Source organism: Vogesella sp. LIG4 (assembly GCF_900090205.1).
In the GTDB taxonomy this organism is placed as follows: Bacteria; Pseudomonadota; Gammaproteobacteria; order Burkholderiales; family Chromobacteriaceae; genus Vogesella.
In genome coordinates, this window is record NZ_LT607802.1 from 308,004 (window position 1) to 331,063 (window position 23,060).

Genomic DNA, 23,060 nt, shown 5'->3' on the forward strand with positions numbered 1-23,060 from the left:
GCAGCCCCGTCGCCGCCGGGCCCCTTTTGCACAGGAATAACAATATGACCCGCGACGAACACGCTTTTGCCGACATCATCGAACAGGCCAGGGCCAATGGGCCGCGCCCGATGGCGGTGGCGCACCCGTGCAGCAGCGAGGCGCTGCTGGGCGCGGTGGAAGCCGCCGACCACGGCATCGCCACCCCTATCCTGATCGCGCCGCGCGCCAAGCTGCAGAAGTTGGCCGCAAGCCTGGACATCGACCTTTCCCGCTTCGAGGTAATCGACGTGGAGCACAGCCACGCCGCTGCCGAACAGGCGGTGGCGCTGGTGCGCGAAGGCTTTGCCGACATGCTGATGAAGGGTAGCCTGCACACCGACGAATTCATGGCCGCGGTGCTGGACCGCAGCAAGGGCATCCGCACCGACCGCCGCGTCAGCCACATCTTCGTGATGAAGGTGGAAAGCTACCCGCGCTACCTGTTCATCACCGACGCCGCCATCAATATCGAGCCGGACCTGGAAGCCAAGCGCGACATCTGCCAGAACGCCATCGATCTGTGCCAGGCACTGGGCATTGCCCAGCCCAAGGTGGCGATCCTGTCGGCGGTGGAAACCATCAGCCCCAAGATCCGCTCCACGCTGGACGCGGCGGCACTGTGCAAGATGGCGGACCGCGGCCAGATCAAGGGCGGCGTGCTGGACGGCCCGCTGGCCTTCGACAACGCCATCTCGCATGAAGCCGCCGATACCAAGGGCATTACTTCCCCGGTAGCCGGGGAACCGGATATCCTGCTGGTGCCGGATCTGGAATCCGGCAACATGCTGGCCAAGCAGCTGACCTACCTGGCAGCCGCCGCCAGCGCCGGTATCGTGATGGGCGCCCGCGTGCCCATTGTCCTCACCAGCCGGGCCGATGATGCCGCTGGCCGCCTCGCCTCCGCCGCCGTGGCCAACGTACTGGCAGCCCGCCACAAGAAAGCCTGACCATGAGCAAGGCCCTGATCGCCGTCAACGCCGGCTCCGCCACCCTGAAATTCCGTGCCTACTCCCCGGATGGCCGCACGCTGCTGGCGCGCGGCATGGTGGATCACTTCGGCATGGAAGGCGGCGTGCTGGAACTGGATGCCGGCAGCAGCCACCAGCGGCTGACGCTGGCCGGCAGCAGCCGCGACGAGGCGGTCGGCGCCATGCTCAACCTGCTGGCCGACCACGCACTGCAGCCGCTGGCCGTCGCCCACCGCGTGGTGCATGGCGGCGCGGACTATCACGCACCGGTGGTGCTTACCGCCGAGGTGCTGGACGACCTGGCGGCGCTGATTCCACTGGCGCCGCTGCACCAGCCGGTAAGCCTGGCGGTGATGTCGGCCTTTGCCCGCCTGGACCCGCATCTGACGCAGATCGCCTGCTTCGACACCGCCTTCCACGCGCGGCAGCCGGCCATCGCCACCCGTTTCGGCATCGCCCGCCACTGGCACGATGCCGGCATCCGCCGTTACGGCTTTCACGGCCTGTCCTATGCCTCCATCGCCCGCCACCTGCCGGAACTGGGCCTGGCCGACGCCCGCGTGGTAGTGCTGCACCTGGGCAGCGGCGCCAGCGCCTGCGCGCTGCAGGCCGGGCAGAGCATGGCCTCCAGCATGGGCTTTTCCGCCGCGGACGGCCTGATGATGGGCAGCCGCCCCGGCAACCTGGACCCGGAAGTGGTGCTGTACTGGCAGGAACACGAAGGCATGGACGTGGCGGCAGTGCGCCAGGAGCTGTACAAGAAAAGCGGCCTGCTCGGCGTCTCCGGCGGCATTTCCGCCGATATGCGCGAGCTGCTGGCCAGCCGCGACGAGGCGGCGCGCGAGGCGGTGGAGCTGTTCTGCTACCGCGCGGCGCGCGAGGTGGCCTCGCTGGCCACCGCCATGCGCGGGCTGGATGCCATCGTGTTCACCGCCGGCATTGGCGAGCATTCACCGGAAATACGCAACCGCATCCTCAAGCAGCTGGCCTGGCTGGGCTTCGAAGCCGACCTTGCGGCCAACCTTGCGCACGCCACGCGGCTCACCGCCGCCAGCAGCCCGCGCCACGCCTATGTGCTGGCCACCGACGAGGAAGGCGAAATGGCACGCCAGGCCGCGGCCCTGCTGGCTGGCGACGTGGAGCTGTAAGCCGCTGCGGCAGGTACACAACAAACAGCAAAGCCCGCGGCAACGCGGGCTTTAGGCTGCTAACAAAAGTGCCTTGTTTGCACTCTACCGGACCCGGCAAAGCCGGGCCGCTCCAGCTAGACCCTTGAATCGGCAGCCTTCCCATTTACAAAACGAAGTCCTTTCGCGGAGCGAAAGGACTTCGTCAACACTCTCAAGCCCGCTGCAACGCGGGCTTTTTCTTGCCGGACAGGCGCCAGAAACACAAAAGGCCCCGCGTTTGCGGAGCCTTTGCGTTTTCTTTTTGCCGTTGCGGCAGATTAGGCAGCCATTGCCTTAACCTGGGCAGACAGACGGCTCTTGTGGCGAGCAGCCTTGTTCTTGTGGAACACGCCTTTGTCTGCAATACGGTCGATCACTTTGGTGGAAGCCTGGAATACTGCACGGGCGGCAGCCTTGTCGCCAGCTTCAACAGCCTTGATGACTTTCTTAACGGCAGTGCGGAACGCAGTACGCAGGCTAGCGTTGTGCGCGCGCTGCTTCAGAGCCTGGCGAGCACGTTTGCGAGCTTGTGCGCTGTTAGCCATGTGTTTCTCCTGATGAGCGGAATCTGAAACCGGCGATTCTAAGCCCTAACATGAGGTTTTGCAACAACAAACCCAGCCGCGTAAACTGGCGGCCGTTTTGCCGTTCCAACCTGCCCTGTTCCCATCAAAACATGAACTTGCTAAAAGCCCTGGCCAGAGTCAGCAGCATGACCCTGGTATCGCGCATTCTCGGCTTCGTGCGCGACACGATTACCGCGCGCATATTTGGCGCCGGTCTTGCCACCGATGCCTTTTTTGTTGCCTTCAAACTGCCCAACCTGCTGCGCCGCATTTTTGCCGAAGGCGCTTTCTCGCAAGCTTTCGTACCGGTGCTGGCGGAATACAAGGAACAGCGCGGCGAGGAAGCCACCCGCGTATTCCTGGCACACATCGCCGGCACGCTCAGCGTGGTGCTGGCCGTTGTGACGGCACTGGGCATGCTGGCCGCACCGTGGATCATCTGGATCACCGCGCCGGGCTTTGCCGACAACCAGGGCAAGATGGACCTGACCAGCCAGCTGCTGCGCATCACCTTTCCTTACATCCTGTTCATTTCGCTGTCGTCGCTGGCCAGCAGCGTGCTCAACACCTGGAACCGTTTCTCGGTGCCGGCGTTCACCCCCACGCTGCTGAACATCTCCTTCATCATCTGCTCGCTGCTGCTGACGCCGTATTTTCATCCGCCGGTGCTGGTGCTGGGCTGGGCGGTGTTCATCGGCGGCGTGGCGCAGCTGTTGTACCAGCTGCCCTATCTGAAGCAGCTGGACATGCTGCCACTGCCGCGGCTGGATCTGCGCGATGCCGCGGTATGGCGCGTGATCAAGAAAATGGGCCCGGCCATCCTGGGGGTGTCCATCGCCCAGGTGTCGCTGGTGATCAACACCATCTTCGCCTCCTTCCTCACCTCCGGCAGCGTGTCGTGGATGTACTACGCCGACCGGCTGATGGAATTCCCCACCGGTGTGCTGGGCGTGGCGCTGGGCACCATCCTGCTGCCGTCGCTGTCCAAGTACGCCGCCCGTGGTGACGAGGCGCGCGAGGAGTTCAGCCACCTGCTGGACTGGGGCATCCGCCTGTCGCTGCTGCTGGCGGTGCCGTCGTCGGTGGGCCTGGCGGTGCTGTCCAAGCCGCTGATCGCCACCCTGTTCATGTATGGCAAATTCAGCGCGCTGGATGCGCTGATGACGCAGCGCGCGCTGATCGCCTACGCGGTGGGCCTCACCGGCCTGATCGTGGTGAAGGTGCTGGCGCCCGGCTTCTACGCGCGGCAGAACATCAAAACCCCGGTGAAGATCGGCATCACCACGCTGATCGCCACCCAGCTGATGAACCTGGTGTTCATCGGCCCGCTGGCGCATGCCGGCCTGTCGCTGTCCATCGGCCTCGCCTCCTGCCTGAACGCCGGCCTGCTGTACCACCAGCTGAAAAAGCACGGCATCTACCGCCCGGATAGCGGCTGGAGCCGCTTCGTGCGCCAGCTGCTGATCGCCTGCGCGGTAATGGCCGGCGTGCTGATCGCCATCCAGGCCGGCTTCAGCATCGACTGGCACGGCCACAGCTGGCAGCGCGCGCTGTGGCTGATGCTGCTGGTCGGCATCGGCGCAGTGGCCTACTTTGGCGCGCTGTTCGCGCAGGGCCTGCGCCCGCAGCAGTTCATGCGCCGGGTGCACTGACTACAATAAACAGCATGCGGCCAACCTCAAGGTTGGCCGCGGCACGAGGAAGCACCATGACCCCGACTTACACGCCAGAGTTTTCCCCGCTGGGCAAGAAGGTGGACTACCAGGACCACTACGACGCCAGCCTGCTGTTCCCCATCGCCCGCCAGCAAAAGCGCGACGAGATCGGCGTGACGGCAGACGCGCTGCCATTTGCCGGCGTGGACCTGTGGACCGGCTACGAGCTGTCGTGGCTGAACGGCAAGGGCAAGCCGCAGGTGGCCATCGCCACCTTCCGCATCCCGGCCGACAGCCCGCGGCTGATCGAATCCAAGTCGTTCAAGCTGTACCTGAACAGCTATAACCAGACCCGCATCGACAGCTGGCAGCAGGTGGCGGCGCAGCTGGAGCTGGACCTGTCCAATGCCGCCGGCGCCAAGGTGGTGGTGAGCCTGCTCTCCCCCGCCGAGTTCGGCCGCGAACAGATCGTGGAGCTGGCCGGCGAGAGCATCGACGAGCTGGACATTGCGGTGGACAACTACGCGCCGTGCCCGGATACGCTCAAGGCCGATGCGGCCAACATGGTGAGCGAAACGCTGACCTCGCAGCTGCTGAAATCCAACTGCCTGGTCACCGGCCAGCCGGACTGGGGCAGTGTCGCCATCAGCTACACCGGCCCGCAGATCGACCGCGAAACCCTGCTGCGCTACCTGATCGGCTTTCGCCAGCACAACGAATTCCACGAGCAGTGCGTGGAGCGCATCTTCGTGGACGTGCTGCGCGCCTGCGCGCCGCAGCGGCTTACCGTGTACGCGCGCTACACCCGCCGCGGCGGCCTGGACATCAACCCCTGGCGCAGCAACGACCCGGCGGCACAAACGCCGGACAATGTGCGCACCGCACGGCAGTAAGCCTGCGGCCAACGTTGGCCGCAAGCTGCCCGCCGCTGTTAAAATCGGCGCCTGATTTTTCATTGCCAACCGTTTACGGGTATACCAAACACCATGGCTCAATACGTGATGTCCATGCTCCGCGTGAGCAAGATCGTCCCTCCCAAGCGCCAGATCATCAAGGACATTTCCCTGTCCTTCTTCCCCGGCGCCAAGATCGGCCTGCTGGGTCTGAACGGCGCCGGTAAATCCACCGTGCTGAAGATCATGGCCGGGGTGGAAAAGGAATACGACGGCGAAGTGCAGTGGCAGCCGAACCTGAACATCGGCTACCTGCCGCAGGAACCGCAGCTGGACCCGGAAAAAACCGTGCGCGAGGAAGTGGAAAGCGGCATGGGCGCGGTGATGGGCGCGCAGAAGCGCCTGGAAGAGGTTTACGCCGCCTACGCCGAGCCGGATGCCGACTTCGACGCCCTGGCCGAAGAACAGGCCAAGCTGGAAGCCATCATCTCCGCCGGCGCCGGCGACAATATCGAACTGCAGCTGGAACTGGCCGCCGACGCGCTGCGCCTGCCGCCGTGGGATGCCAAAATCGGCCCGCTGTCCGGCGGTGAAAAACGCCGCGTGGCACTGTGCAAGCTGCTGCTGTCGCAGCCGGACATGCTGCTGCTGGACGAACCGACCAACCACCTGGATGCCGAATCGGTGGAATGGCTGGAGCAGTTCCTGGTGCGCTTCCCCGGCACCGTGGTGGCAGTAACCCACGATCGCTACTTCCTCGACAACGCCGCCGAATGGATCCTGGAACTGGACCGCGGCGAAGGCATTCCGTGGAAGGGCAACTACTCCAGCTGGCTGGAGCAGAAAGAGGCGCGCCTGGAGCAGGAAGCCAAGGGTGAAGCCGCGCGCATGAAGGCGATGAAGCAGGAACTGGAATGGGTACGCCAGAATCCGAAAGGCCGCCAGGCCAAGTCCAAGGCGCGTCTGGCCCGCTTCGAGGAGCTGTCCAGCTTCGAACACCAGAAGCGCAACGAGACCCAGGAAATCTTCATTCCGGTGGCCGAGCGCCTGGGTAATGAAGTGATCGAATTCGACGGCGTGTCGAAAGGCTTCGGCGACCGCCTGCTGATCGACAACCTGTCGTTCAAGGCCCCGCCAGGCGCCATCGTCGGCATCATCGGCCCCAACGGCGCCGGTAAATCCACGCTGTTCAAGATGATTGCCGGCAAGGAACAGCCGGATGCCGGTGCGGTGAAGATCGGCCAGACCGTGCAGATGGCCTTTGTCGAGCAGAGCCGCGAAGGCCTGGAAGGCGACAAGACCGTGTTCGAGGACGTATCCGGCGGCGCCGACATCCTCACCGTGGGCAAGTTCGAGATGTCCAGCCGCGCCTACCTCGGCCGCTTCAACTTCAAGGGTGGCGACCAGCAGAAGAAGGTGGGCATGCTCTCCGGCGGCGAACGCGGCCGCCTGCACCTGGCCAAGACCCTGCTCAAGGGTGGCAACGTGCTGCTGCTGGATGAACCGTCCAACGACCTGGACGTGGAAACCCTGCGCGCGCTGGAAGACGCGCTGCTGGAATTCGCCGGCACCGTGTTCGTGATCTCCCACGACCGCTGGTTCCTGGACCGTATCGCCACTCATATCCTGGCGGCGGAAGGCGAATCGCAGTGGACCTTCTTCGACGGCAACTACCAGGAGTACGAAGCCGACAAGAAGAAACGCCTGGGCGAGGAAGGTGCCAAGCCCAAGCGCATCCGCTACAAGCCGATTACCCGCTAAGCCTTGCGGCCAACCCTGGCCACCCCGCACAAGCCCGCGCCCGCTGCGCGGGCTTTTTGCATGGCATGTCCAGATTTGCGACCAGGGTATACATATTTGCTACCGGGGGTTTGGCAGGACAGTTATGGATGCAGTAGAACCGCTGCCACACAGGCCCATTGCGGACTGACAAAACGAAGAGGAGACCTCATGAAGTTCAAGACTGCACTGATCGCCGCCGCGGCATGCGCGCTGCCGGTACTGGCCCAGGCTGAAGTGGTACGCATCGTGACCGACGTCAGCTACCCGCCGTTCTCCAAGCAGGCCGCCGACGGCAGCATTACCGGTTTCGACCCGGACATTGCCCGCGCCGTTTGCGCCGAGGCCAAGCTGCAGTGCGATCTGAAAGCCATGGACTTCGACGGCATCATCCCGGCGCTGCAGGCCAAGAAATACGATGTGGCCATCGCCTCGATGAGCATCACCCCGGAGCGTGCCAAGGTGGTGAACTTCAGCGATATGTACTTCAACGTGCCGGGCCGCCTGCTGGCCAAGGAAGGCACCAAGATCGACGACGCCTGGTACAAGGGCAAGAATATCGGCGTACTGCGCAGCGCGGTACAGGAGCAGGAAGGCATCGCCAAGCTGAAGCCCAAGGGCGCCAGCATCAAGATCTACGGCAAGATCACCGACGCCTTCCTCGACCTGTCCAGCAACCGTCTGGACGCGGTTTTCCTGGAATCCACCGTGGGTGAGGAAGACTTCCTGAAAACCCCGAAGGGCAGGGGCTACGCCTTCGTGGGCCCGGTGTTCAACGACCCCAAGTTCTACCAGGGCTGCGGCATTGCCGTGCAGAAGGGCAACAAGGAGCTGCTGGCCAAGATCAACGTGGCGCTGAAGAAGATTCTGGCTGACGGCACCTACAAGAAGATCCAGGGCAAGTACTTCAAGAACGACATCTACCCGTTCAAGAACTAAGCGGCACCGCCTGGCAAGGGCAGCGGCAGCCGCCCTGTTCCCGCACACAACCCCGCACCGTAGCCCGGTGCGGGGTTTTGCTTTTGCCGCCGCCGGTTTTGCATCTGCAGCATGAAAATCTCTCATGCCCCGTTGGTGATTAATCATTTGTGGGCGCATCAGCACGCCAGTAGCCTTGTTTCAACGGCCCCCCCCCTGCGCCGCACATACAACGAGAACTGGAGAACGTCATGAATTGCAAGCATGCCCTCGCACTGTCCCTGCTGTGTTCCCTGCCCCTGCTGGCCCAGGCCCAGGCAGTGCGCATCGTTACCGATGTCAGCTACCCGCCGTTCTCCAAGGTCAACCCGGACGGCAGCATCGTCGGCTTCGATCCGGACATCGCCCGCGCCGTGTGTGCCGAGGCCAGGCTGCAGTGCGAGATCAGCACCATGGACTTCGACGGCATCATCCCGGCGGTGCAGGCCAAGAAGTTCGACATGGCCATCGCCTCGATGAACATCACCCCGGAACGCGCCAGGGCGGTGGATTTCAGCGATATGTACTTCAACATCCCCGGCCGCCTGGTCGCCAAGCAGGGCACCAAGGTGGACGACGCCTGGTTCAAGGGCAAGACCATCGGCGTGCTGCGCACCTCCATCCAGCGCGAGGAAGCCACCGCCAAGTGGGTGCCCAAAGGCGTGAAGCTGAAGCTGTACAGCAAGGTGACCGACAGCTTTCTCGACCTGACCAACCAGCGACTGGACGCGGTGTACCTGGATGCCAACGTCGGCGATGAGGACTTCCTGAAAAAGCCGATGGGCAAGGGCTATGCCTTTGTCGGCCCGGTCTACAACGACCCCAAGTACTACATGGGTAGCGGCATGGCGGTGCAGAAGGGCAACAAGGAGCTGCTGGCCAAGGTGAACGCCGCGCTGAAGAAGATTCTGGCCGACGGCAGCTACAAGAAGATCCAGAACAAGTACTTCAGCTACGACATCTACCCGTTCAAGTAAGCCTCCTACCCGCCTGCCGCCGGGGCGCCCTGCCCCGGCATGAAAGCCCGCCATGACCCGTACCGCCTACGCCGAGATAAATCTGTCCGCCCTGCGTCACAACTACGCGCTGGCCAGGCGCCAGCTGCCGCACACCCATGTGTGGGCAGTGGTGAAATCCAACGGCTACGGCCATGGCCTGCTGCGCGTGGCGCAGGCGCTGCCGGATGCCGACGGCTTTGCACTGATCAACCTGGACGACGCGCTGGCGCTGCGCCATGCCGGCATCGGCGCGCGCATCCTGCTGCTGGAAGGCGCCATCGAGGCGCGCGAGCTGGAGGAAGCCGCCGCCTGGCAGCTGGACGTGGTGGTACGCTCCGAGCACCAGCTGCAGTGGCTGCGTGCTTGCGGCCAACCTTTGCGGGTGTGGGTCAAGGTGAATACCGGCATGAACCGCTTCGGCTTCGTGCCGGAGCGCGCCATCGAGGTGGTGGCCGAGCTGCGTGCGCTGGGCTGCGAAGTGGCCGGGCTGATGACGCACTTCGCCTGCGCCGATGACCTGGCGATCCGGCTGGATGCGCCATGGCAGCGCTTCATGCAGGCGGTGGAGGCCACCGCCCTGCCGTTCACCGCCGCCAACAGCGCCGCCACCCTGCGCGCCGGCTTCACCCACGGCGCCGCGGTGCGCCTGGGCGGCCTCTTGTACAACAACAACCCGTTCTACCCCGACACCAGCCTGTGGCTGCAGGGACTGCGCCCGGTGATGCGCTTTGCCGCTCGCATCGTGCACACCAGCGAGCTGGCCGCCGGCGACAGCATTGGTTATGGCGCCGCCTACACCGCCGAGCGCCCGATGCGCATCGGCATTGTGGGTGCCGGCTATGGCGACGGCTATCCGCGCGCCGCGCCCAGCGGTACCCCGGTGTTGGTAAACGGCTGTCGCGTACCGCTACTGGGGCGGGTGGCAATGAACGTGCTGGCCATCGACCTCAGCGCGCATCCGGAGGTGGATATCGGCGACGAGGTGACGCTATGGGGCGATGCAGCACTGCCTTGCGACGAGATTGCCTGGCGCTGCGGCACCATCAGCGAAGAGCTGCAATGCGCATTGACTAGCCGGCTGCCGATACGGCAGATTGTGGCGGACCATACTCTGCCCCGCCTGCCCGATGAACAAACTGCCCCCGCTGAATGCGCTGCGTATCTTTGAAGCGGTTGCCCGCCTGCAAAGCTTCACCAAGGCCGCCGAAACGCTGTGCCTGACCCAAAGCGCGGTCAGCCACCAGGTGCGCAACCTGGAAGAACACTTCGGTTTTCCCTTGCTGGTGCGCAGCCAGCGCGGCATTGCGCTGACGCCGGAAGGCGCCACCCTGCAGCACTGTCTGCATACCAGCCTGCAGCAGATCGACGATACCTGCCGCCAGCTCAGCCAGCGCCAGCACAGCATCCGCATCAAGTCGCCACCGTCCATCGCCGTGCGCTGGCTGGTGCCGCAGCTGCAGCAGTTCAAGGCGCAGTTTCCCGACCTGGACATCAATGTCAGCACGGTATGGGAAGAAAAACCTGCCTTCGACTGGGGGCTGTTCGACCTGGCCATCCAGTACGGTGACGGCGACTGGCCCGGCGTCACCGTGGAGCTGCTGCACCGCGAGGAACTGACCCCGGTAGCTTCGCCCGCCCTGCTCGCCGACAAGCGCCAGTTGCAGATGGCCGACCTGGCCGACTACCCGCTGATCCACACCAGCCGCGACCGCCACGACTGGGAGCTATGGCTGGATGCGCCGTGGCCCAAAGGGCAGAAAGAACTGCTGTTCGATGCCGACGTGATGGGCATCGAGGCCGCGCGCCACGGCCTGGGCATCGCCCTGCTGGACCCGTTCATCGTGCAGGATGCGCTGGCCGACGGCAGCCTGGTCACCCCCTGCGAGCGCACCGTGCCATCCGGCAAGGGCTACTACCTGGTACTGCCGCCACACGAGCGCCATGTGCGCCGGGTGCAACCGCTGGTGCGCTGGCTGCAACAGGCGGCCTGAAACAAAAAAAAGCCCGCAATAGCGGGCTTTTGCTTGTACGGCAAACCGGCCTATCAACCGATGTAGTAGCCGTCGCTGCTCTCACGTTTGGCGATGTTGTAGCTATCGCCGCTCTCGCGCTTGGCGAGGAAGTAGTTGTCGCTGCTTTCGCGTTTGGCGATGTTGTAGCTGTCGCCGCTCTCGCGCTTAGCGAGGAAGAAGTTGTCGCTGCTTTCGCGTTTGGCGATGTTGTAGCTGTCGCCGCTTTCGCGCTTGGCGAGGAAGTAGTTGTCGCTGCTTTCACGCTTGGCGATGTTGTAGCTGTCGCCGCTCTCGCGCTTGGCGAGGAAGTAGTTATCGCTGCTTTCGCGCTTGGCGATGTTGTAGCTGTCGCCGCTCTCGCGCTTGGCGAGGAAGAAGTTGTCGCTGCTTTCGCGTTTGGCGATGTTGTAGCTGTCGCCGCTCTCGCGCTTGGCGAGGAAGTAGTTGTCGCTGCTTTCACGCTTGGCAACAGTTGCAGACTGGGCGGCGGTTTCTGCCTGGGCAGCACCGGCAAACACGGCAAAAATAGAAGCAATCAGTACGAGCTTTTTCATGATCATATCCTTTATTCAATACGCGGCCAGGTACTTTTAGGCCAAATTATTCAGTTTTTCCGCCTTGTCAACATGGCAGGCTAGACACTTCCTCTACTGCGTCACGCCTTTGCTCTACTTGTTCTGTCTTGTAATGTAGTAACTATAGTTACTATCTAAGCTAGGATAAAGCACAAAGATTCGAATTATTAGTTCTGGTTTTTCGAACAAAGTTCAAAATATCTGCAGGAAAGCCGGCTGGCAGGGAAAAACACCCGAACGGGCACTGTGCTGGTGACAGGTTTTGTACGGAAAAACTCAACCTTGCCGGGCGATACGCACAAGCAGCCAGAGGGACACGCCCCACAGCAAGGTGGGCACTTTCAGGCTGCAGGCATAAGTGCCAGCTGGCTCCAGCCACGCAGCCGGGCATACAGAACCAGGCCTGCAATATCAAAAAGCCCGCAAGGCGGGCTTTTTGTACGGATGCTCAGGAAAGCGAACACGGCATGTCATGCGTTAGCTGATATACCAGGAGTCGCTGCTTTCGCGCTTGGCGATGTAATAGGCATCGCTACTTTCGCGTTTGGCGATATACCACGGATCATTGCTTTCGCGTTTGGCGATGTACCAGGAATCGCTGCTCTCGCGCTTGGCGAGGAAGTAGGCATCACCACTCTCGCGTTTGGCGAGGAAGTAGGCATCACCACTCTCGCGTCTGGCGAGGAAGTAGGCATCGCCACTCTCGCGTCTGGCGAGGAAGTAGGCGTCGCCACTCTCGCGTTTGGCGAGGAAGTAGGCATCGCCACTCTCGCGTTTGGCGAGGAAGTAGGCATCACCACTCTCGCGTTTGGCGATGTACCACGAATCAGAGCTTTCACGCTTGGCGATGTAATAGGCATCGCTGCTTTCGCGCTTGGCCATATACCAAGAGTCGCTACTTTCGCGTTTGGCTGTCATTGTCTGCGCATCCTGACCTTCATCCGAAGCCGGGGTGCTGGCGGCCAGAGCCGTTCCTGCAGACAAGGTTAAAAGAGAAGCAAGCAGTATCAGCTTTTTCATGATGTGTTCCTTTCAAGAGCTAGCTGCACTTGTCGGATTCCACCCCTCACCCCGTACTTGTTGGCTCCAGCTCTGGCTGCCAAGCAATGCGCTCGCGCTCAAGCCGGTTGTCCTGCGTACTTGTTCTGATGCGCTAACTATAGAAAGCGCATCGGGCGCGAACAGTACAATTATTCGAAGTCGGCATGCAGATTTCTTCAACGAAATAGTTAAAACTTATTAACTAAACAATTGCGACTGAATGCCCACTTGCAGAAACTCGCCCCGGCTGTCATCCAGGCCGTAACCACGGCTTTCCACACCTGACACGCGCTGCCGGGCATAAAAAAAGCTCCCGCTGGCGGGAGCTTTTTTTGCCGTATCAACACTTCATCTAGACGGCATCCGCATCGAACACCCAGGCATCCATGGTAACGGACGCATATTCGATGCCGCGGTGCAGGCTGCGGGCCGGGCGGCCAGCTGCCGCGCCCATGGCGAAGAACAGCGGCAACAGGTGTTCGTCGGTGGGGTGGTTCTGCTTCGCAAACGGTGCATCCGCCTGCCAGTTCAGCAGTGCCGGCACATCGCCGCGCTGCAGGCGCACCGCGATCCAGTCGGCAAATGCCTGCGCCCACGGCTGGGCCGGCGTACCCGGAGCGCCCAGCGCGTACAGATTGTGGGTGATGCTGCCGGAGCCGATGACCAGGATGTCCTGTGCGGCCAACCCTGCCAGCGCCTGGCCCAGCCGGTAATGCGCGGCGGCATCCTGGCGCGGCTGGGTGGACAGCGTCACCACCGGGATATCCGCCTCCGGATACATCGTCAGCAGCGGCACCCAGCCTCCGTGGTCCATGCCATCGGCCGGGTCGTGCTGGTGGGCAATGCCGGCGGCAGACAGCGCGTCGCTTACCTGCTGCGCCAGCGCCGCGTCACCGTGTGCCGGGTAGCTCAGGCGATACAGCTCGCGCGGGAAGCCACCGAAATCATGCACGGTGCGCCACTGCGGTGCGCTGCCGATCAGCGGCTGCAGCGCCAGGTAGTGCGCGGACATGATCACGATGCCGCGCGGGCGCGGCAGCTTGGCCGCATGCGCCTGCCAGATATGGCGGGCCGGCGATTCGTTGATCAGCACATCCGGGCCGCCGTGGGAGATAAACAGTGGGGCGATAGTCATGGTGTTGCTCCGGCAGGTGCGCTGCGGCCAACGGTCGCAGCGCAATGGAAGATTATCGTGGTGGCCAGCTTAGCGCTGCGGCTTGCCCAGCGGCTTCAGTGCCAGCGCGCCATCACCCAGCAGGGCCTGCACCAGGGCAGCCACCGCCAGGAACACCGGGTATTCCCAGCCACCGCCCTTGTTGCTGAACACCCAGCCGTTGCCGCCGTGGCCGAAGATGGCGGCGCCCAGCAGCAGCGGTACCAGCAGCAGGGCCAGCTGACGGGCAGCCACACCCAGCAGGATCAGCGTGCCGCCGCCCAGCTCCGCCACGATGGTGACGTAGCCCAGCCAGCCTGGCAGACCGATACTGCTGAAGTAACCGGCAGTGCCGGCCGGGGTGAACACCAGCAGCTTCATCAGGCCGTGGGCAATGAACATGATGCCCAGTGCCAGGCGCAGCAGCAGGGCGGCATAGGGTGCGGTGCGGGAGTCGATCATGATGGCTTCCTTCGGGTGGGTGTTGCTGCGTGCTGCAGCGATGGAGTCATTAAACACCTTGCCTGCAAGCGAATAAACCGCTAATCATTAAATGAATTGCTAATCAACAAGAAATAATCCCATGGACAAACTGGTCGCCCTGCGGGTGTTCCACAGCATTCACGAAGCCGGCAGTTTCGTTGCCGCCGCCGGCAGGCTGGAGATGTCCACCGCCATGGTGAGCAAGTATGTGAGCGCGCTGGAGCAGGAGCTGGGCACCCGGCTGATCCAGCGCACCACGCGCCGGCTGGCGTTTACCGAGGCGGGGCTGGATTACGCCCGCCGCGCATCGCTGATCCTGGCGCAGCTGGAAGAAGCCGACGCCGCCGCCATGCAGCAGAGCGTGGAGGCGCGCGGCACGCTGCGCATGGCGGCGCCGCTGTCGTTCGGCATGCGCTACCTGGGCGGCTGGCTGGCCGAACTGCGCCGCCGCCACCCGCAGCTGAAGGTGGAGCTGGAGCTGTCCGACCGCCAGGTGGATCTGGTGGAGGACGGCTTCGACCTGGCGCTGCGCATCAGCACCCAGCCGCTGGGTGGCGGCATGATCGCCCGCCCGCTGGGGCGCATCCCGCTGCTGCTGTGCGCCGCCCCCGGCTACCTTGCGGCCAACGGTACGCCGCAATCACCACAGGATCTGGCCGGCCACAGCTGCCTGCGCTACCAGCAAGGCAACCACCCGCAGAGCTGGCGCTTCTGGCGCGACGGCGAGGAAAGCAGCATAGAAGTGGACGGCCCGCTGCAAAGCAATAACGGCGATGTGCTGGTCAACGCCGCGATCGCCGGCATGGGCCTGCTCTACCAGCCGCGCTTCCTGCTGGAAGACGCCTTGCAGCGCGGCGAGTTGCTGCCGCTGCTGACGCAGTACACCACCCGCTGTGCCGATGTCTACGTGGTGTATCCTGCCCGGCGCTACCTGCCGCAGAAAGTCAGGGTGCTCATCGAATTACTGCAGGACATGCTGGCCGGCCACAGCGTGCCTGCACCAATGGCCAGCAGCTAGCACGCCACGCCGGCACACCGCTTGCATTAAGCTTGCCCGCCTGCGAGCACGGCAACATGACCAGGCGCAAAACCCGGCATTTGTTGCCAGAATATAAAGAAAGCAAAAACCGGCAGTCCCCAGGACTGGAAAGAAAACACCGGGAAGCAATTAGAGGAGCAGACATGAACAAACACGCCGTGCTGGCCCTGTTGGCCGCATTGAGCTTGCTGCCGGCGGCGCAGGCCGCCGACATGAACAAGGTACTGCGGGTGGCGATGAACGCGCCGGAAACCGGCTTCGACCCGGCCAAGGTATCCGATCTGTACTCCAGCACCATCACCGAAAACATCTACGACCCGCTGGTCAGCTACGACTACCTGGCGCGGCCGGCCAGGCTGGTGCCCAACACCATCAGCGCACTGCCCACCGTCTCGGCGGACGGCAAGGTGTACACCTTCCGCATCAAGCCCGGCATCTACTTTGCCGACGATGCGGCCTTCAAGGGCAAGAAGCGTGAGCTGACCGCCGCCGACTACGCCTACAGCCTGAAACGCCACCTAGACCCCGGCATCAACTCGCCGTGGAGCTACCTGCTGGAAGGCCGCTTCGTCGGCACCGACGAGCTGGTGAAAGCCGCCGGCAAGGGCGCGCTGAACTACGATGCGCCGGTGGAAGGCATCAAGGTAGTGGACAAGTACACGCTGCAGCTGACGCTGCGCGACACCAACTTCAACTTTCTGTCCATCCTCGCCATGCCGGCTTTCGGCGCCGTGGCACGCGAGGTGATCGACGCCAACCGCGACAACACCAACGCCCACCCGGTGGGCACCGGCCCCTACCTGCTGAAAGAGTGGAAGCCGGGCAGCAAGATCGTGCTGGAAGCCAACCCGGGCTTCCGCAAGGTGGTGTTCGACAGCAAGCCGGGCAACGACCCGGTGGACAAGGCGGTGGTGCGGGTGCTGCAGGGCAAGACCCTGCCGCGCATCGGCCGCATCGAGGTAGCGGTCATCGAGGAGGAGCAGCCGCTGTGGCTGTCCTTCCTCAACCGCCAGCTGGACATCAGCGGCATTCCGCAGGCGGCGCTGCAGGAGGCACTGGTGATCGACCCGAAAGACCCGCTCAAGGTGAAGCTGGCCGACAAGTACGCGCGCCAGGGCATGCAGTTGCAACGCATGCAGATGCCGGAAGTCACCTTCCACTTCTTCAATATGCAGGACCCGGTGGTGGGCGGCGACAGCAAGGACAAGATCGCGCTGCGCCGCGCCATCGCCATGGCCTTCCCGGTGAGCGAGACCATCGCCACCATCCGCCGCGGCCAGGCGGTGCCGATGAATTACATCGTGCCGGCCGGGGTGGCCGGCCACAACCCGGCGTTCCGCGGCGCCAGCAAGTATGACCCGGCGGCGGCCAACGCCCTGCTGGACCGCTTCGGCTACCGCATCGGCAGCGACGGCTACCGCAGCCGCCCGGACGGCAAGCCGCTGGCCATCGAGCTGGCCTGCGGCACCAGCGCCACCGACAAGCAGTGGAACGAATACTGGCAGAAGGCCTTCGACAACCTGAAAATCCACCTCACCTTCCGCCAGGGCAAGTGGAACGAGCTGGCCAAGGCCAACCGCCAGGGCAAGCTGCAGATGTGGGGCATGGCCTGGGGGGCGGACTACCCGGACGGCGAGAACTTCATGCAGCTGCTGTACGGCAAGAACGCCGGCGATTCCAACTCCGCCGACTTCAAGAACGCCGAGTACGACCGCCTGTACGAAGCCTCGCTCAAGCTGCCGGACGGCGCGGAACGCAACCGCCTGTACGACGCCATGAACAAGATTGCGGTGGTGCAACAACCGTGGATCTTCGGCGATGTGCGCGTGCGCAATACCCTGGCCCACCCGTACGTGAAGGGGCTGAAGCTGCACCCGCTGCTGAACACCACCTGGCGCTACCTGGACCTGCAGAAATGATCACAGTGGCGGCGGGAGTGTAGACATGCTGGCTTTCATCATCCGCCGCGTGTGGCAGATGGTGCCCACCCTGTTCGGCGTCATGCTGTTGCTGTTCGTGCTGTTCAACTGGGTGGGCGGCGACCCGTCCTACATCCTGGCCGGCAAGAGCCTGAGCACGGAAACCCTGCTCAGCATCCGCCGCCAGCTGGGGCTGGATCTGCCGCTGTGGCAGCAGTTCCTGATCTTCGTGAAGCAGGTGCTGACGCTGGACTTCGGCACCTCCTGGTCCACCCAGCAGCCGGTGTCCGCCATCCTGCAAAGCCGCATCGGCCCGTCGCTGCTGCTCACCGGCGGCATGCTGCTGGTGGGCACCGTGCTGTCGGTAAGCATCGCCGCGCTGGTGGCCTACCTGCGCGGCGGCCTCACCGACCGGCTGGTGACGCTGATCAGCACCTGCGCCATGTCGGTCAGCGCACTGGTGTACATCATTGCCGGGCAGTACTGGCTGGCCTTCAAGTGGGGCTGGTTCCCCATCATGGGCTGGAGCGACAGCCTGCTGGCCAATGTGTTCAGCTACCTGCCGCTGCCGCTGTTGATGGGGGTGATCGTCGGCCTGGCGCCGGACGTGCGCTTCTTCCGCAGCTGCTTCGTCGAGGAGATGAACCACGACTACGTGCGCACCGCCCGCGCCAAGGGCCTGGCCGAGCCGGTGATCATGCTCAAGCACGTGCTGCGCAATGCCATGATTCCGGTGGTGACCTCGCTGATGATGTCGCTGCCCTACCTGATGATGGGCGCCATCCTGCTGGAGACCTTCTTCGGCATTCCCGGCATGGGCAAGGAAGTGGTGATGGCGGTGGACCGCAGCGACTTTCCGGTGATCAAGGCCATCACCATCTACATCGCCATGGCCACCATGGTATTCAACCTGCTAGCCGACATCGTCTACAAACTCATCGACCCGCGCGTGCATCTCGAATAAACCATGATCAACCCGGCCTCCCTACCGCCCGTCAGCAGCGCGCAGCCGCACAACAGTCTTACCCGCCAGGGCTGGCGCCGCCTGCGCCGCGACCGCATCGGCTTTGCCGCGCTGTGCGTGCTGGCCGTCTACCTGCTGATCGCGCTGGGGGCGTGGAGCGGCCTGCTGGCGCGCCACTGGCAGGATGAAGTGGCGGTGTCGTTCGCCCCGCCCACCCTGCTGCGCCACCTGGCGCCACAGCATGTGCAGCTGAACGCCGCCGACATCGATGCGGCCAACCATCAGGCTGCGGCGGCAAGCAGCGCCGCCGACAGCAGCGCCGCCACCGGCGTAAGCGCCAGCGACGACCCGCTGGCCGCCGACATGGCCGCCGCACAGCAGCAGGCCAAACAGTACCGCACCGCCAGCAGCAGCAAGGCGGAGTCGCTGCCGTTCGGTGCCGACCAGCGCGGCCGCGACGTGCTGCAGAAGGTGCTGCAGGGCACCGCCACCTCGCTGCTGGTGGGGCTGAGCGGCGCGCTGCTGGCACTTGCCATCGGCACCGTGCTGGGCGCGCTGTCCGGCTACTTCGGCGGGCTGCTGGACGATGCGCTGATGTGGTTCTACAGCGTGTTCACCTCGCTGCCCGACCTGCTGCTGCTGCTGGCCTTTGCCGCCGTCAGCGGCCGTGGCGTGAACACCATGGTGATGGTGATGGCGCTGACCAGCTGGACCGGCACCTTCCGCCTGATGCGCGCCGAATTCATCAAGCACAAGTGCCGCGAATACGTGCGTGCGGCCAACGCCATCGGCGCCGGCCACGTGCGCCGCATGCTGCACCACATCCTGCCCAACGTCAGCCACCTGCTGCTGGTGCAGTTTTCCCTGCTTACCGTGGCGCTGATCAAGTACGAGGCGGTGATGTCCTTCCTCGGCTTCGGCGTCGGCGTCGGCCAGGTGAGCTGGGGGGCGATGCTGTCCGAAGCACCGTCCGAACTGCTGCAGGGCTACTGGTGGCAGATGCTCACCGTCACCGTGTTCATGTCGGTGCTGGTCACCGCCTTCTCGCTGCTCACCGACAGCCTGCGCGATGCGCTCGATCCCAAAGCGAAATAACACCTACAGTGAAATTGCCCTGAAAGTGACCCAAGCCCACGTGGAACCACCGATGACCCCGCCCACCCCGCCGCTCTTGAGTGTCCGCAACCTGCGCGTCAGCTTCCGCGACGAGCACGGCCACTGCGTGGAAGCGCTCAAGGGCATCAGCTTCGACATCCCGGCGGGGCGCACCGTGGCGCTGGTGGGCGAATCCGGCTCCGGCAAATCGGTGACCGCCATGGCCATCACCCGGCTGCTGCCGGCGCATGGCAGCCAGATCGACGCCGGTAGCGATATCCGCTTCGACGGCCGCAATCTGCTGACCATGGGCCGCCGCGAGCTGCGCCGCCTGCGCGGCGGCGAAATCGCCATGGTGTTCCAGGAGCCGATGACCTCGCTCAACCCGGTGTACACCGTGGGCGAGCAGATCATCGAAACGCTGATGCTGCACACCGGGGTTGGCCGCAAGGCGGCGTACCAGCGCGCAGTGGCGCTGCTGAAGGAAGTGGGCCTGCCGGCGCCGGACCGCAAGATGAGCAGCTACCCGCACCAGCTGTCCGGCGGCCAGCAGCAACGGGTGATGATCGCCATCGCCATTGCCTGTGAGCCCAAGCTGCTGATCGCCGACGAGCCCACCACCGCGCTGGATGTCACCATCCAGCAGCAGATCCTGCAACTGCTGGCCAGCCTGCAGAAGAAGCACGGCATGGCGGTGCTGTTCATCAGCCACGACCTGGAGCTGGTGGGGCAGTTCGCCGACGAGGTGATCGTGATGCACCACGGCCAGATCCGCGAACACGCGCCGGTGCGGCAGATCTTCGAAGCGCCGCAGGACGTGTACACCAAGGCGCTGCTGCGCTGCCGCCCGCACCTGTCGCACCGCCCGGCGCGGCTGCCGGTGATCAAGGATTTCCTCGGCGACGCCGGCTACAGCGAGCCGCCGCCGCGCCAGCGCGGCTACCTGCCGGACGACGAGGTGATCCTGGAAGTGCAGGGGCTATGCGTGGACTACCACAGCCGCCACGGCTGGCTGGGGCGGCGCGAAACCTGCCACGCGGTGGACGAGGTATCGTTCCGCCTGATGCGCGGCCGCACCCTGGGCATCGTCGGTGAATCCGGCTCCGGCAAGACCACGCTGGGGCAGGCGCTGCTGCGGCTGCTGCCGGCCAGCCGCGGCCAGGTGCGCTTTGCCGACCAGGACCTGCTGGCGATGGGGCCGCGCGAATTCGCCGCCTACAAGCGCCGCATCCAGATCGTGTTCCAGAACCCCTACGCCTCGCTCAACCCGCGCATGAGCGTGGCGCAGATTCTCACCGAGCCGATGCTGCTGCACGGCATCGGGCAGAACGGCAGCGAACGGCTGCAACTGGCCGCTAACTGGCTGGAACACGTGGGCCTTAGCCGCCAGGCGCTGGCCAAGTACCCGCACGAGTTTTCCGGCGGCCAGCGCCAGCGTATCGCCATCGCCCGCTGCCTGACCATGCACCCGGACATCCTGATCTGCGACGAATCGGTATCGGCGCTGGACGTATCGGTGCAGGCGCAGGTGCTCAACCTGCTGCAGGATCTGCAGGACGAGCTGGGGCTGTCCTACCTGTTCATCTCGCACGATCTGGCGGTGGTGAAACACCTGTCGGACCAGGTACTGGTGATGCAGCAGGGCCGCTGCGTGGAGCTGGCCGACGCCGACACGCTGTATGCCCACCCGCAGCACGACTACACCCGCCAGCTGCTGGCCGCCATCCCCAAAGGTTGGCCGCACGGCTTCAAGCCGCAGGTGGCCTAGAACTCCGCCCCCAGCAATACCTGCAACATCCAGGCTGCCGCCGGCCCCGGCGGCTGGCGCCGCGACCACACCGCATCGATGCGCTGCCGCCGTGGCCAGCCGGCAACCGGCAGCCGCTGCAAACCACTGCCATAGCGCTCCACCAGCCAGTGCGGCAACTCGGCCCAGCCAAAGCCGTGCAGCGCCATCTCCATCAGCAGCAGGTAGCTGGGCGCCGACCAACACTGCCCGCCGCTGTCCGGCTGCGGCGTGTCCTGATAGGTGCGCAGCCGCAGCTCGCGCCAGCGCAGCAGCTCGGCCTCGCCCACGCTGGCCAGCTGCGCCAGCGGGTGGCCAGCCGCCACGTACAGCGAGGTTTCCGCCTGCCGCGCCAGTGCCTGGTGCGCCAGGTCGGCGGCATAGTCGGCCCTCGCCATCATCAAGCCCAGGTTCGCCCGCCCGCCCTGCACCAGCGCCAGTACATCGTCCTGCTCGCCCACCAGGCATTCCAGCTCCACCAGTGGAAAGCGCTCGGCAAAACGCCCCAGCACCGCTTCGAAATCGCCGGTATGAAAGGTATCGGACAGCACGATGGCCAGGCGTGTCTCCTGCCCTGCCGCCAGCAGCTGCGCCTGTTGCAGCAGGCTGTCCTGGCTGGCCAGCGACTGGCGTGCAAACGGCAGCAGCCGCTGCCCGGCGGCGCTGAGCTGCGGCTGGCGGCCGCCGCGTTCGAACAGCGTCACCCCCAGGTCGATCTCCAGGTTGGCAATGGTTTCGCTGATGGTGGACTGGCGCTTGCCCAGGCTGCGCGCGGCGGCGGAAAACGAGCCCTGCTCGGCGGCCAGCACGAAGGCGATCAACGCATCGGTGGAAAGTGACATATCGGATACTCCGATGGAACCTAACTTTTATCTACGTATAAAACCTATCACACTGCCCAGCATCCTGATAGCAACAAGGTGGGCCGCAATATGGACTCCTACGCGAAAACCCTGCGCGAACGCATCTTTCACGCCGTACTGTACGAAGCGTGCGCCATGGCCATGCTGGTGCCGCTGGGCAGCTGGCTGGCTGGTGCCGACCTCGGCCATATGGGGGCGCTGGCGCTGATGATGTCCAGCATCGCCATGCTGTGGAACATGCTGTTCAACACGCTGTTCGAGCGGCTGGAACGCCGCTACGGCTGGCGCCGCACGCCGTCGGTGCGCTGCCTGCACGCCATCGGCTTCGAAGGCGGCATGCTGCTGCTGACCATCCCGGTGATTGCCTGGTGGCTGCAATGCAACCTGTGGCAGGCGCTGATGATGGACATCGGCGTGCTGCTGTTCTTCCTGGTCTACACCTATCTGTTCAACTGGAGCTACGACCACACCCGCGCCCGGCTGCTGGCGCGGCGGCTGAGTCCGCAGGGCTGAGCCGGCCTGATTGAACAAGCAGGGCAAATTGAGTAAAGCGATGAGGTAATGCTAGCGGGGCGGCAGCAGGTACAGGCCGTCAAAGCCCAGGTGGTGGGTAAGCTCGCGCACGATCAGCAGCGTGGCGGCGAACTCGCCGTCCAGCGGCAGGCCCTCCGTCCTGGCGGGCCTGCCCTGCACCACTTCGGCAAAGCGGCCGAAGGTGAACTCCAGCTGCGTGGTGGGCAGCCACACCTCCTCGCTACCGCCGCCGACTATGCCGGCGTGGCGCGCCACTTCGTGCACCAGCGCGTCGTCGCAGTACAGCGTGGCATCCGCCAGCAGCTGTGCGCGCAGCGGCGCCAGCGCGTCTTCCACCACCATGATGGCTTCTTCCATCTCATAGGCGGTGGGCGGCACGTGGCGGAACAACTCGGCGCTGCGCCGCGAGCCCAGCGCCACCGTCAGCAGCGCCTCGGGCGCCGCGCCGCTGCCGCTGGCGAACGCGCACTGGTCCGCTCCCAGCCGCAGCACGGTAATGGCGCCTGCCGCCTGCCGCAGCCGGGCACGCTGGTAAAGCTGCAAAATTCCGCTGTCTGCCGCGCTCATGACAATTTTCTCCAGGTCGGTAT

General features: G+C 64.3%; 22 protein-coding genes. 15 read left to right on the top strand and 7 right to left on the bottom strand.

Annotated features, from left to right (window positions below):
- Positions 1–44 precede the first annotated feature (44 nt).
- Both PSELUDRAFT_RS01440 and PSELUDRAFT_RS01445 read left to right on the top strand, forming a co-directional pair.
- Positions 45–968, top strand: coding sequence for a phosphate acetyltransferase (locus PSELUDRAFT_RS01440; protein ID WP_088965162.1), 924 nt, complete (start codon positions 45–47; stop codon positions 966–968).
- A 2-nt stretch (positions 969–970) separates the two neighbouring features.
- Complete coding sequence (locus tag PSELUDRAFT_RS01445) at positions 971–2,137, top strand: acetate/propionate family kinase (protein ID WP_088965163.1); 1,167 nt, start codon at positions 971–973, stop codon at positions 2,135–2,137.
- Between the two features lie 299 nt (positions 2,138–2,436).
- Here the strand turns inward: PSELUDRAFT_RS01445 and rpsT are convergent, their stop codons facing one another.
- A complete protein-coding gene (rpsT, locus tag PSELUDRAFT_RS01450) occupies positions 2,437–2,703 on the bottom strand; it encodes a 30S ribosomal protein S20 (RefSeq protein WP_088965164.1) in 267 nt (88 codons plus the stop codon).
- 131 nt (positions 2,704–2,834) lie between these two features.
- On the opposite strand from rpsT, the gene murJ reads away from it, so the two are divergent.
- The 7 genes from murJ (at position 2,835) to PSELUDRAFT_RS01485 (ending at position 10,997) form a co-directional block, all read left to right on the top strand.
- Positions 2,835–4,376 carry a murein biosynthesis integral membrane protein MurJ gene (gene murJ / locus PSELUDRAFT_RS01455; protein WP_088965165.1) on the top strand — a complete coding sequence of 514 codons (1,542 nt, stop codon included), beginning with the start codon at positions 2,835–2,837 and terminating at the stop codon, positions 4,374–4,376.
- 56 nt (positions 4,377–4,432) lie between these two features.
- Complete coding sequence (gene queF / locus PSELUDRAFT_RS01460; protein WP_088965166.1) at positions 4,433–5,272, top strand: NADPH-dependent 7-cyano-7-deazaguanine reductase QueF; 840 nt, start codon at positions 4,433–4,435, stop codon at positions 5,270–5,272.
- Positions 5,273–5,365: 93 nt separating this feature from the next.
- Complete coding sequence (gene ettA / locus PSELUDRAFT_RS01465; RefSeq protein ID WP_088965167.1) at positions 5,366–7,033, top strand: energy-dependent translational throttle protein EttA; 1,668 nt, start codon at positions 5,366–5,368, stop codon at positions 7,031–7,033.
- A 189-nt stretch (positions 7,034–7,222) separates the two neighbouring features.
- Positions 7,223–7,990: a transporter substrate-binding domain-containing protein gene (locus PSELUDRAFT_RS01470; protein ID WP_088965168.1), complete on the top strand. Its 768-nt coding sequence runs from the start codon at positions 7,223–7,225 to the stop codon at positions 7,988–7,990.
- Between the two features lie 230 nt (positions 7,991–8,220).
- Positions 8,221–8,985, top strand: a complete 765-nt coding sequence (locus PSELUDRAFT_RS01475) for a transporter substrate-binding domain-containing protein (RefSeq protein WP_088965169.1) — start codon at positions 8,221–8,223, stop codon at positions 8,983–8,985.
- 52 nt (positions 8,986–9,037) lie between these two features.
- On the top strand, positions 9,038–10,174 hold the full coding sequence (gene alr, locus PSELUDRAFT_RS01480) for an alanine racemase (RefSeq protein ID WP_088965170.1): 1,137 nt from the start codon (positions 9,038–9,040) through the stop codon (positions 10,172–10,174).
- Complete coding sequence (locus PSELUDRAFT_RS01485; protein ID WP_088965171.1) at positions 10,134–10,997, top strand: LysR substrate-binding domain-containing protein; 864 nt, start codon at positions 10,134–10,136, stop codon at positions 10,995–10,997. The genes alr and PSELUDRAFT_RS01485 overlap by 41 nt, the downstream gene beginning before the upstream one ends.
- Before the next feature lie 53 nt (positions 10,998–11,050).
- On the opposite strand, the gene PSELUDRAFT_RS01490 is transcribed toward PSELUDRAFT_RS01485, so the two are convergent.
- The 4 genes from PSELUDRAFT_RS01490 to PSELUDRAFT_RS01505 form a co-directional block, all read right to left on the bottom strand.
- Complete coding sequence (locus PSELUDRAFT_RS01490; protein ID WP_157724982.1) at positions 11,051–11,572, bottom strand: hypothetical protein; 522 nt, start codon at positions 11,570–11,572, stop codon at positions 11,051–11,053.
- A gap of 498 nt (positions 11,573–12,070) precedes the next feature.
- Positions 12,071–12,511: a hypothetical protein gene (locus tag PSELUDRAFT_RS01495; protein ID WP_157724983.1), complete on the bottom strand. Its 441-nt coding sequence runs from the start codon at positions 12,509–12,511 to the stop codon at positions 12,071–12,073.
- Between the two features lie 475 nt (positions 12,512–12,986).
- The gene (locus PSELUDRAFT_RS01500; RefSeq protein ID WP_088965174.1) at positions 12,987–13,769 is read right to left on the bottom strand and encodes a class III extradiol ring-cleavage dioxygenase; all 783 of its coding nucleotides are present in this window, start codon (positions 13,767–13,769) and stop codon (positions 12,987–12,989) included.
- Positions 13,770–13,838: 69 nt separating this feature from the next.
- On the bottom strand, positions 13,839–14,306 hold the full coding sequence (locus tag PSELUDRAFT_RS01505; protein WP_369800077.1) for a DoxX family protein: 468 nt from the start codon (positions 14,304–14,306) through the stop codon (positions 13,839–13,841).
- A 64-nt stretch (positions 14,307–14,370) separates the two neighbouring features.
- On the opposite strand from PSELUDRAFT_RS01505, the gene PSELUDRAFT_RS01510 reads away from it, so the two are divergent.
- The 5 genes from PSELUDRAFT_RS01510 (at position 14,371) to PSELUDRAFT_RS01530 (ending at position 21,055) form a co-directional block, all read left to right on the top strand.
- Positions 14,371–15,288, top strand: a complete 918-nt coding sequence (locus PSELUDRAFT_RS01510) for a LysR family transcriptional regulator (protein ID WP_088965175.1) — start codon at positions 14,371–14,373, stop codon at positions 15,286–15,288.
- Positions 15,289–15,452: 164 nt separating this feature from the next.
- The gene (locus PSELUDRAFT_RS01515) at positions 15,453–17,228 is read left to right on the top strand and encodes an ABC transporter substrate-binding protein (protein WP_088965176.1); all 1,776 of its coding nucleotides are present in this window, start codon (positions 15,453–15,455) and stop codon (positions 17,226–17,228) included.
- 25 nt (positions 17,229–17,253) lie between these two features.
- Positions 17,254–18,192 carry an ABC transporter permease gene (locus PSELUDRAFT_RS01520; RefSeq protein WP_088965177.1) on the top strand — a complete coding sequence of 313 codons (939 nt, stop codon included), beginning with the start codon at positions 17,254–17,256 and terminating at the stop codon, positions 18,190–18,192.
- A gap of 3 nt (positions 18,193–18,195) precedes the next feature.
- On the top strand, positions 18,196–19,287 hold the full coding sequence (locus tag PSELUDRAFT_RS01525) for an ABC transporter permease (RefSeq protein ID WP_088965178.1): 1,092 nt from the start codon (positions 18,196–18,198) through the stop codon (positions 19,285–19,287).
- 52 nt (positions 19,288–19,339) lie between these two features.
- Positions 19,340–21,055 carry an ABC transporter ATP-binding protein gene (locus tag PSELUDRAFT_RS01530; RefSeq protein WP_088965179.1) on the top strand — a complete coding sequence of 572 codons (1,716 nt, stop codon included), beginning with the start codon at positions 19,340–19,342 and terminating at the stop codon, positions 21,053–21,055.
- Here PSELUDRAFT_RS01530 and PSELUDRAFT_RS01535 read toward each other — a convergent pair.
- The gene (locus PSELUDRAFT_RS01535; protein ID WP_088965180.1) at positions 21,052–21,915 is read right to left on the bottom strand and encodes a LysR family transcriptional regulator; all 864 of its coding nucleotides are present in this window, start codon (positions 21,913–21,915) and stop codon (positions 21,052–21,054) included. The genes PSELUDRAFT_RS01530 and PSELUDRAFT_RS01535 overlap by 4 nt on opposite strands.
- 90 nt (positions 21,916–22,005) lie before the next feature.
- Here PSELUDRAFT_RS01535 and PSELUDRAFT_RS01540 point away from each other — a divergent pair, with 90 nt between their 5' ends.
- A complete protein-coding gene (locus PSELUDRAFT_RS01540) occupies positions 22,006–22,449 on the top strand; it encodes a multidrug/biocide efflux PACE transporter (protein ID WP_088965181.1) in 444 nt (147 codons plus the stop codon).
- 51 nt (positions 22,450–22,500) lie between these two features.
- Here PSELUDRAFT_RS01540 and PSELUDRAFT_RS01545 read toward each other — a convergent pair whose 3' ends face one another.
- Positions 22,501–23,037, bottom strand: a complete 537-nt coding sequence (locus tag PSELUDRAFT_RS01545) for a hypothetical protein (protein WP_088965182.1) — start codon at positions 23,035–23,037, stop codon at positions 22,501–22,503.
- Positions 23,038–23,060 lie beyond the last annotated feature (23 nt).

Bases quoted from the DNA above. Each gene is read 5' to 3' on its own strand.
- PSELUDRAFT_RS01440 (WP_088965162.1), top strand. From the start codon at position 45: ATGACCCGCGACGAACACGCTTTTGCCGACATCATCGAACAGGCCAGG.
- PSELUDRAFT_RS01445 (WP_088965163.1), top strand. From the start codon at position 971: ATGAGCAAGGCCCTGATCGCCGTCAACGCCGGCTCCGCCACCCTGAAA.
- rpsT (WP_088965164.1), bottom strand. From the start codon at position 2,703: ATGGCTAACAGCGCACAAGCTCGCAAACGTGCTCGCCAGGCTCTGAAG.
- murJ (WP_088965165.1), top strand. From the start codon at position 2,835: ATGAACTTGCTAAAAGCCCTGGCCAGAGTCAGCAGCATGACCCTGGTA.
- queF (WP_088965166.1), top strand. From the start codon at position 4,433: ATGACCCCGACTTACACGCCAGAGTTTTCCCCGCTGGGCAAGAAGGTG.
- ettA (WP_088965167.1), top strand. From the start codon at position 5,366: ATGGCTCAATACGTGATGTCCATGCTCCGCGTGAGCAAGATCGTCCCT.
- PSELUDRAFT_RS01470 (WP_088965168.1), top strand. From the start codon at position 7,223: ATGAAGTTCAAGACTGCACTGATCGCCGCCGCGGCATGCGCGCTGCCG.
- PSELUDRAFT_RS01475 (WP_088965169.1), top strand. From the start codon at position 8,221: ATGAATTGCAAGCATGCCCTCGCACTGTCCCTGCTGTGTTCCCTGCCC.
- alr (WP_088965170.1), top strand. From the start codon at position 9,038: ATGACCCGTACCGCCTACGCCGAGATAAATCTGTCCGCCCTGCGTCAC.
- PSELUDRAFT_RS01485 (WP_088965171.1), top strand. From the start codon at position 10,134: ATGAACAAACTGCCCCCGCTGAATGCGCTGCGTATCTTTGAAGCGGTT.
- PSELUDRAFT_RS01490 (WP_157724982.1), bottom strand. From the start codon at position 11,572: ATGAAAAAGCTCGTACTGATTGCTTCTATTTTTGCCGTGTTTGCCGGT.
- PSELUDRAFT_RS01495 (WP_157724983.1), bottom strand. From the start codon at position 12,511: ATGACAGCCAAACGCGAAAGTAGCGACTCTTGGTATATGGCCAAGCGC.
- PSELUDRAFT_RS01500 (WP_088965174.1), bottom strand. From the start codon at position 13,769: ATGACTATCGCCCCACTGTTTATCTCCCACGGCGGCCCGGATGTGCTG.
- PSELUDRAFT_RS01510 (WP_088965175.1), top strand. From the start codon at position 14,371: ATGGACAAACTGGTCGCCCTGCGGGTGTTCCACAGCATTCACGAAGCC.
- PSELUDRAFT_RS01515 (WP_088965176.1), top strand. From the start codon at position 15,453: ATGAACAAACACGCCGTGCTGGCCCTGTTGGCCGCATTGAGCTTGCTG.
- PSELUDRAFT_RS01520 (WP_088965177.1), top strand. From the start codon at position 17,254: ATGCTGGCTTTCATCATCCGCCGCGTGTGGCAGATGGTGCCCACCCTG.
- PSELUDRAFT_RS01525 (WP_088965178.1), top strand. From the start codon at position 18,196: ATGATCAACCCGGCCTCCCTACCGCCCGTCAGCAGCGCGCAGCCGCAC.
- PSELUDRAFT_RS01530 (WP_088965179.1), top strand. From the start codon at position 19,340: ATGACCCCGCCCACCCCGCCGCTCTTGAGTGTCCGCAACCTGCGCGTC.
- PSELUDRAFT_RS01535 (WP_088965180.1), bottom strand. From the start codon at position 21,915: ATGTCACTTTCCACCGATGCGTTGATCGCCTTCGTGCTGGCCGCCGAG.
- PSELUDRAFT_RS01540 (WP_088965181.1), top strand. From the start codon at position 22,006: ATGGACTCCTACGCGAAAACCCTGCGCGAACGCATCTTTCACGCCGTA.
- PSELUDRAFT_RS01545 (WP_088965182.1), bottom strand. From the start codon at position 23,037: ATGAGCGCGGCAGACAGCGGAATTTTGCAGCTTTACCAGCGTGCCCGG.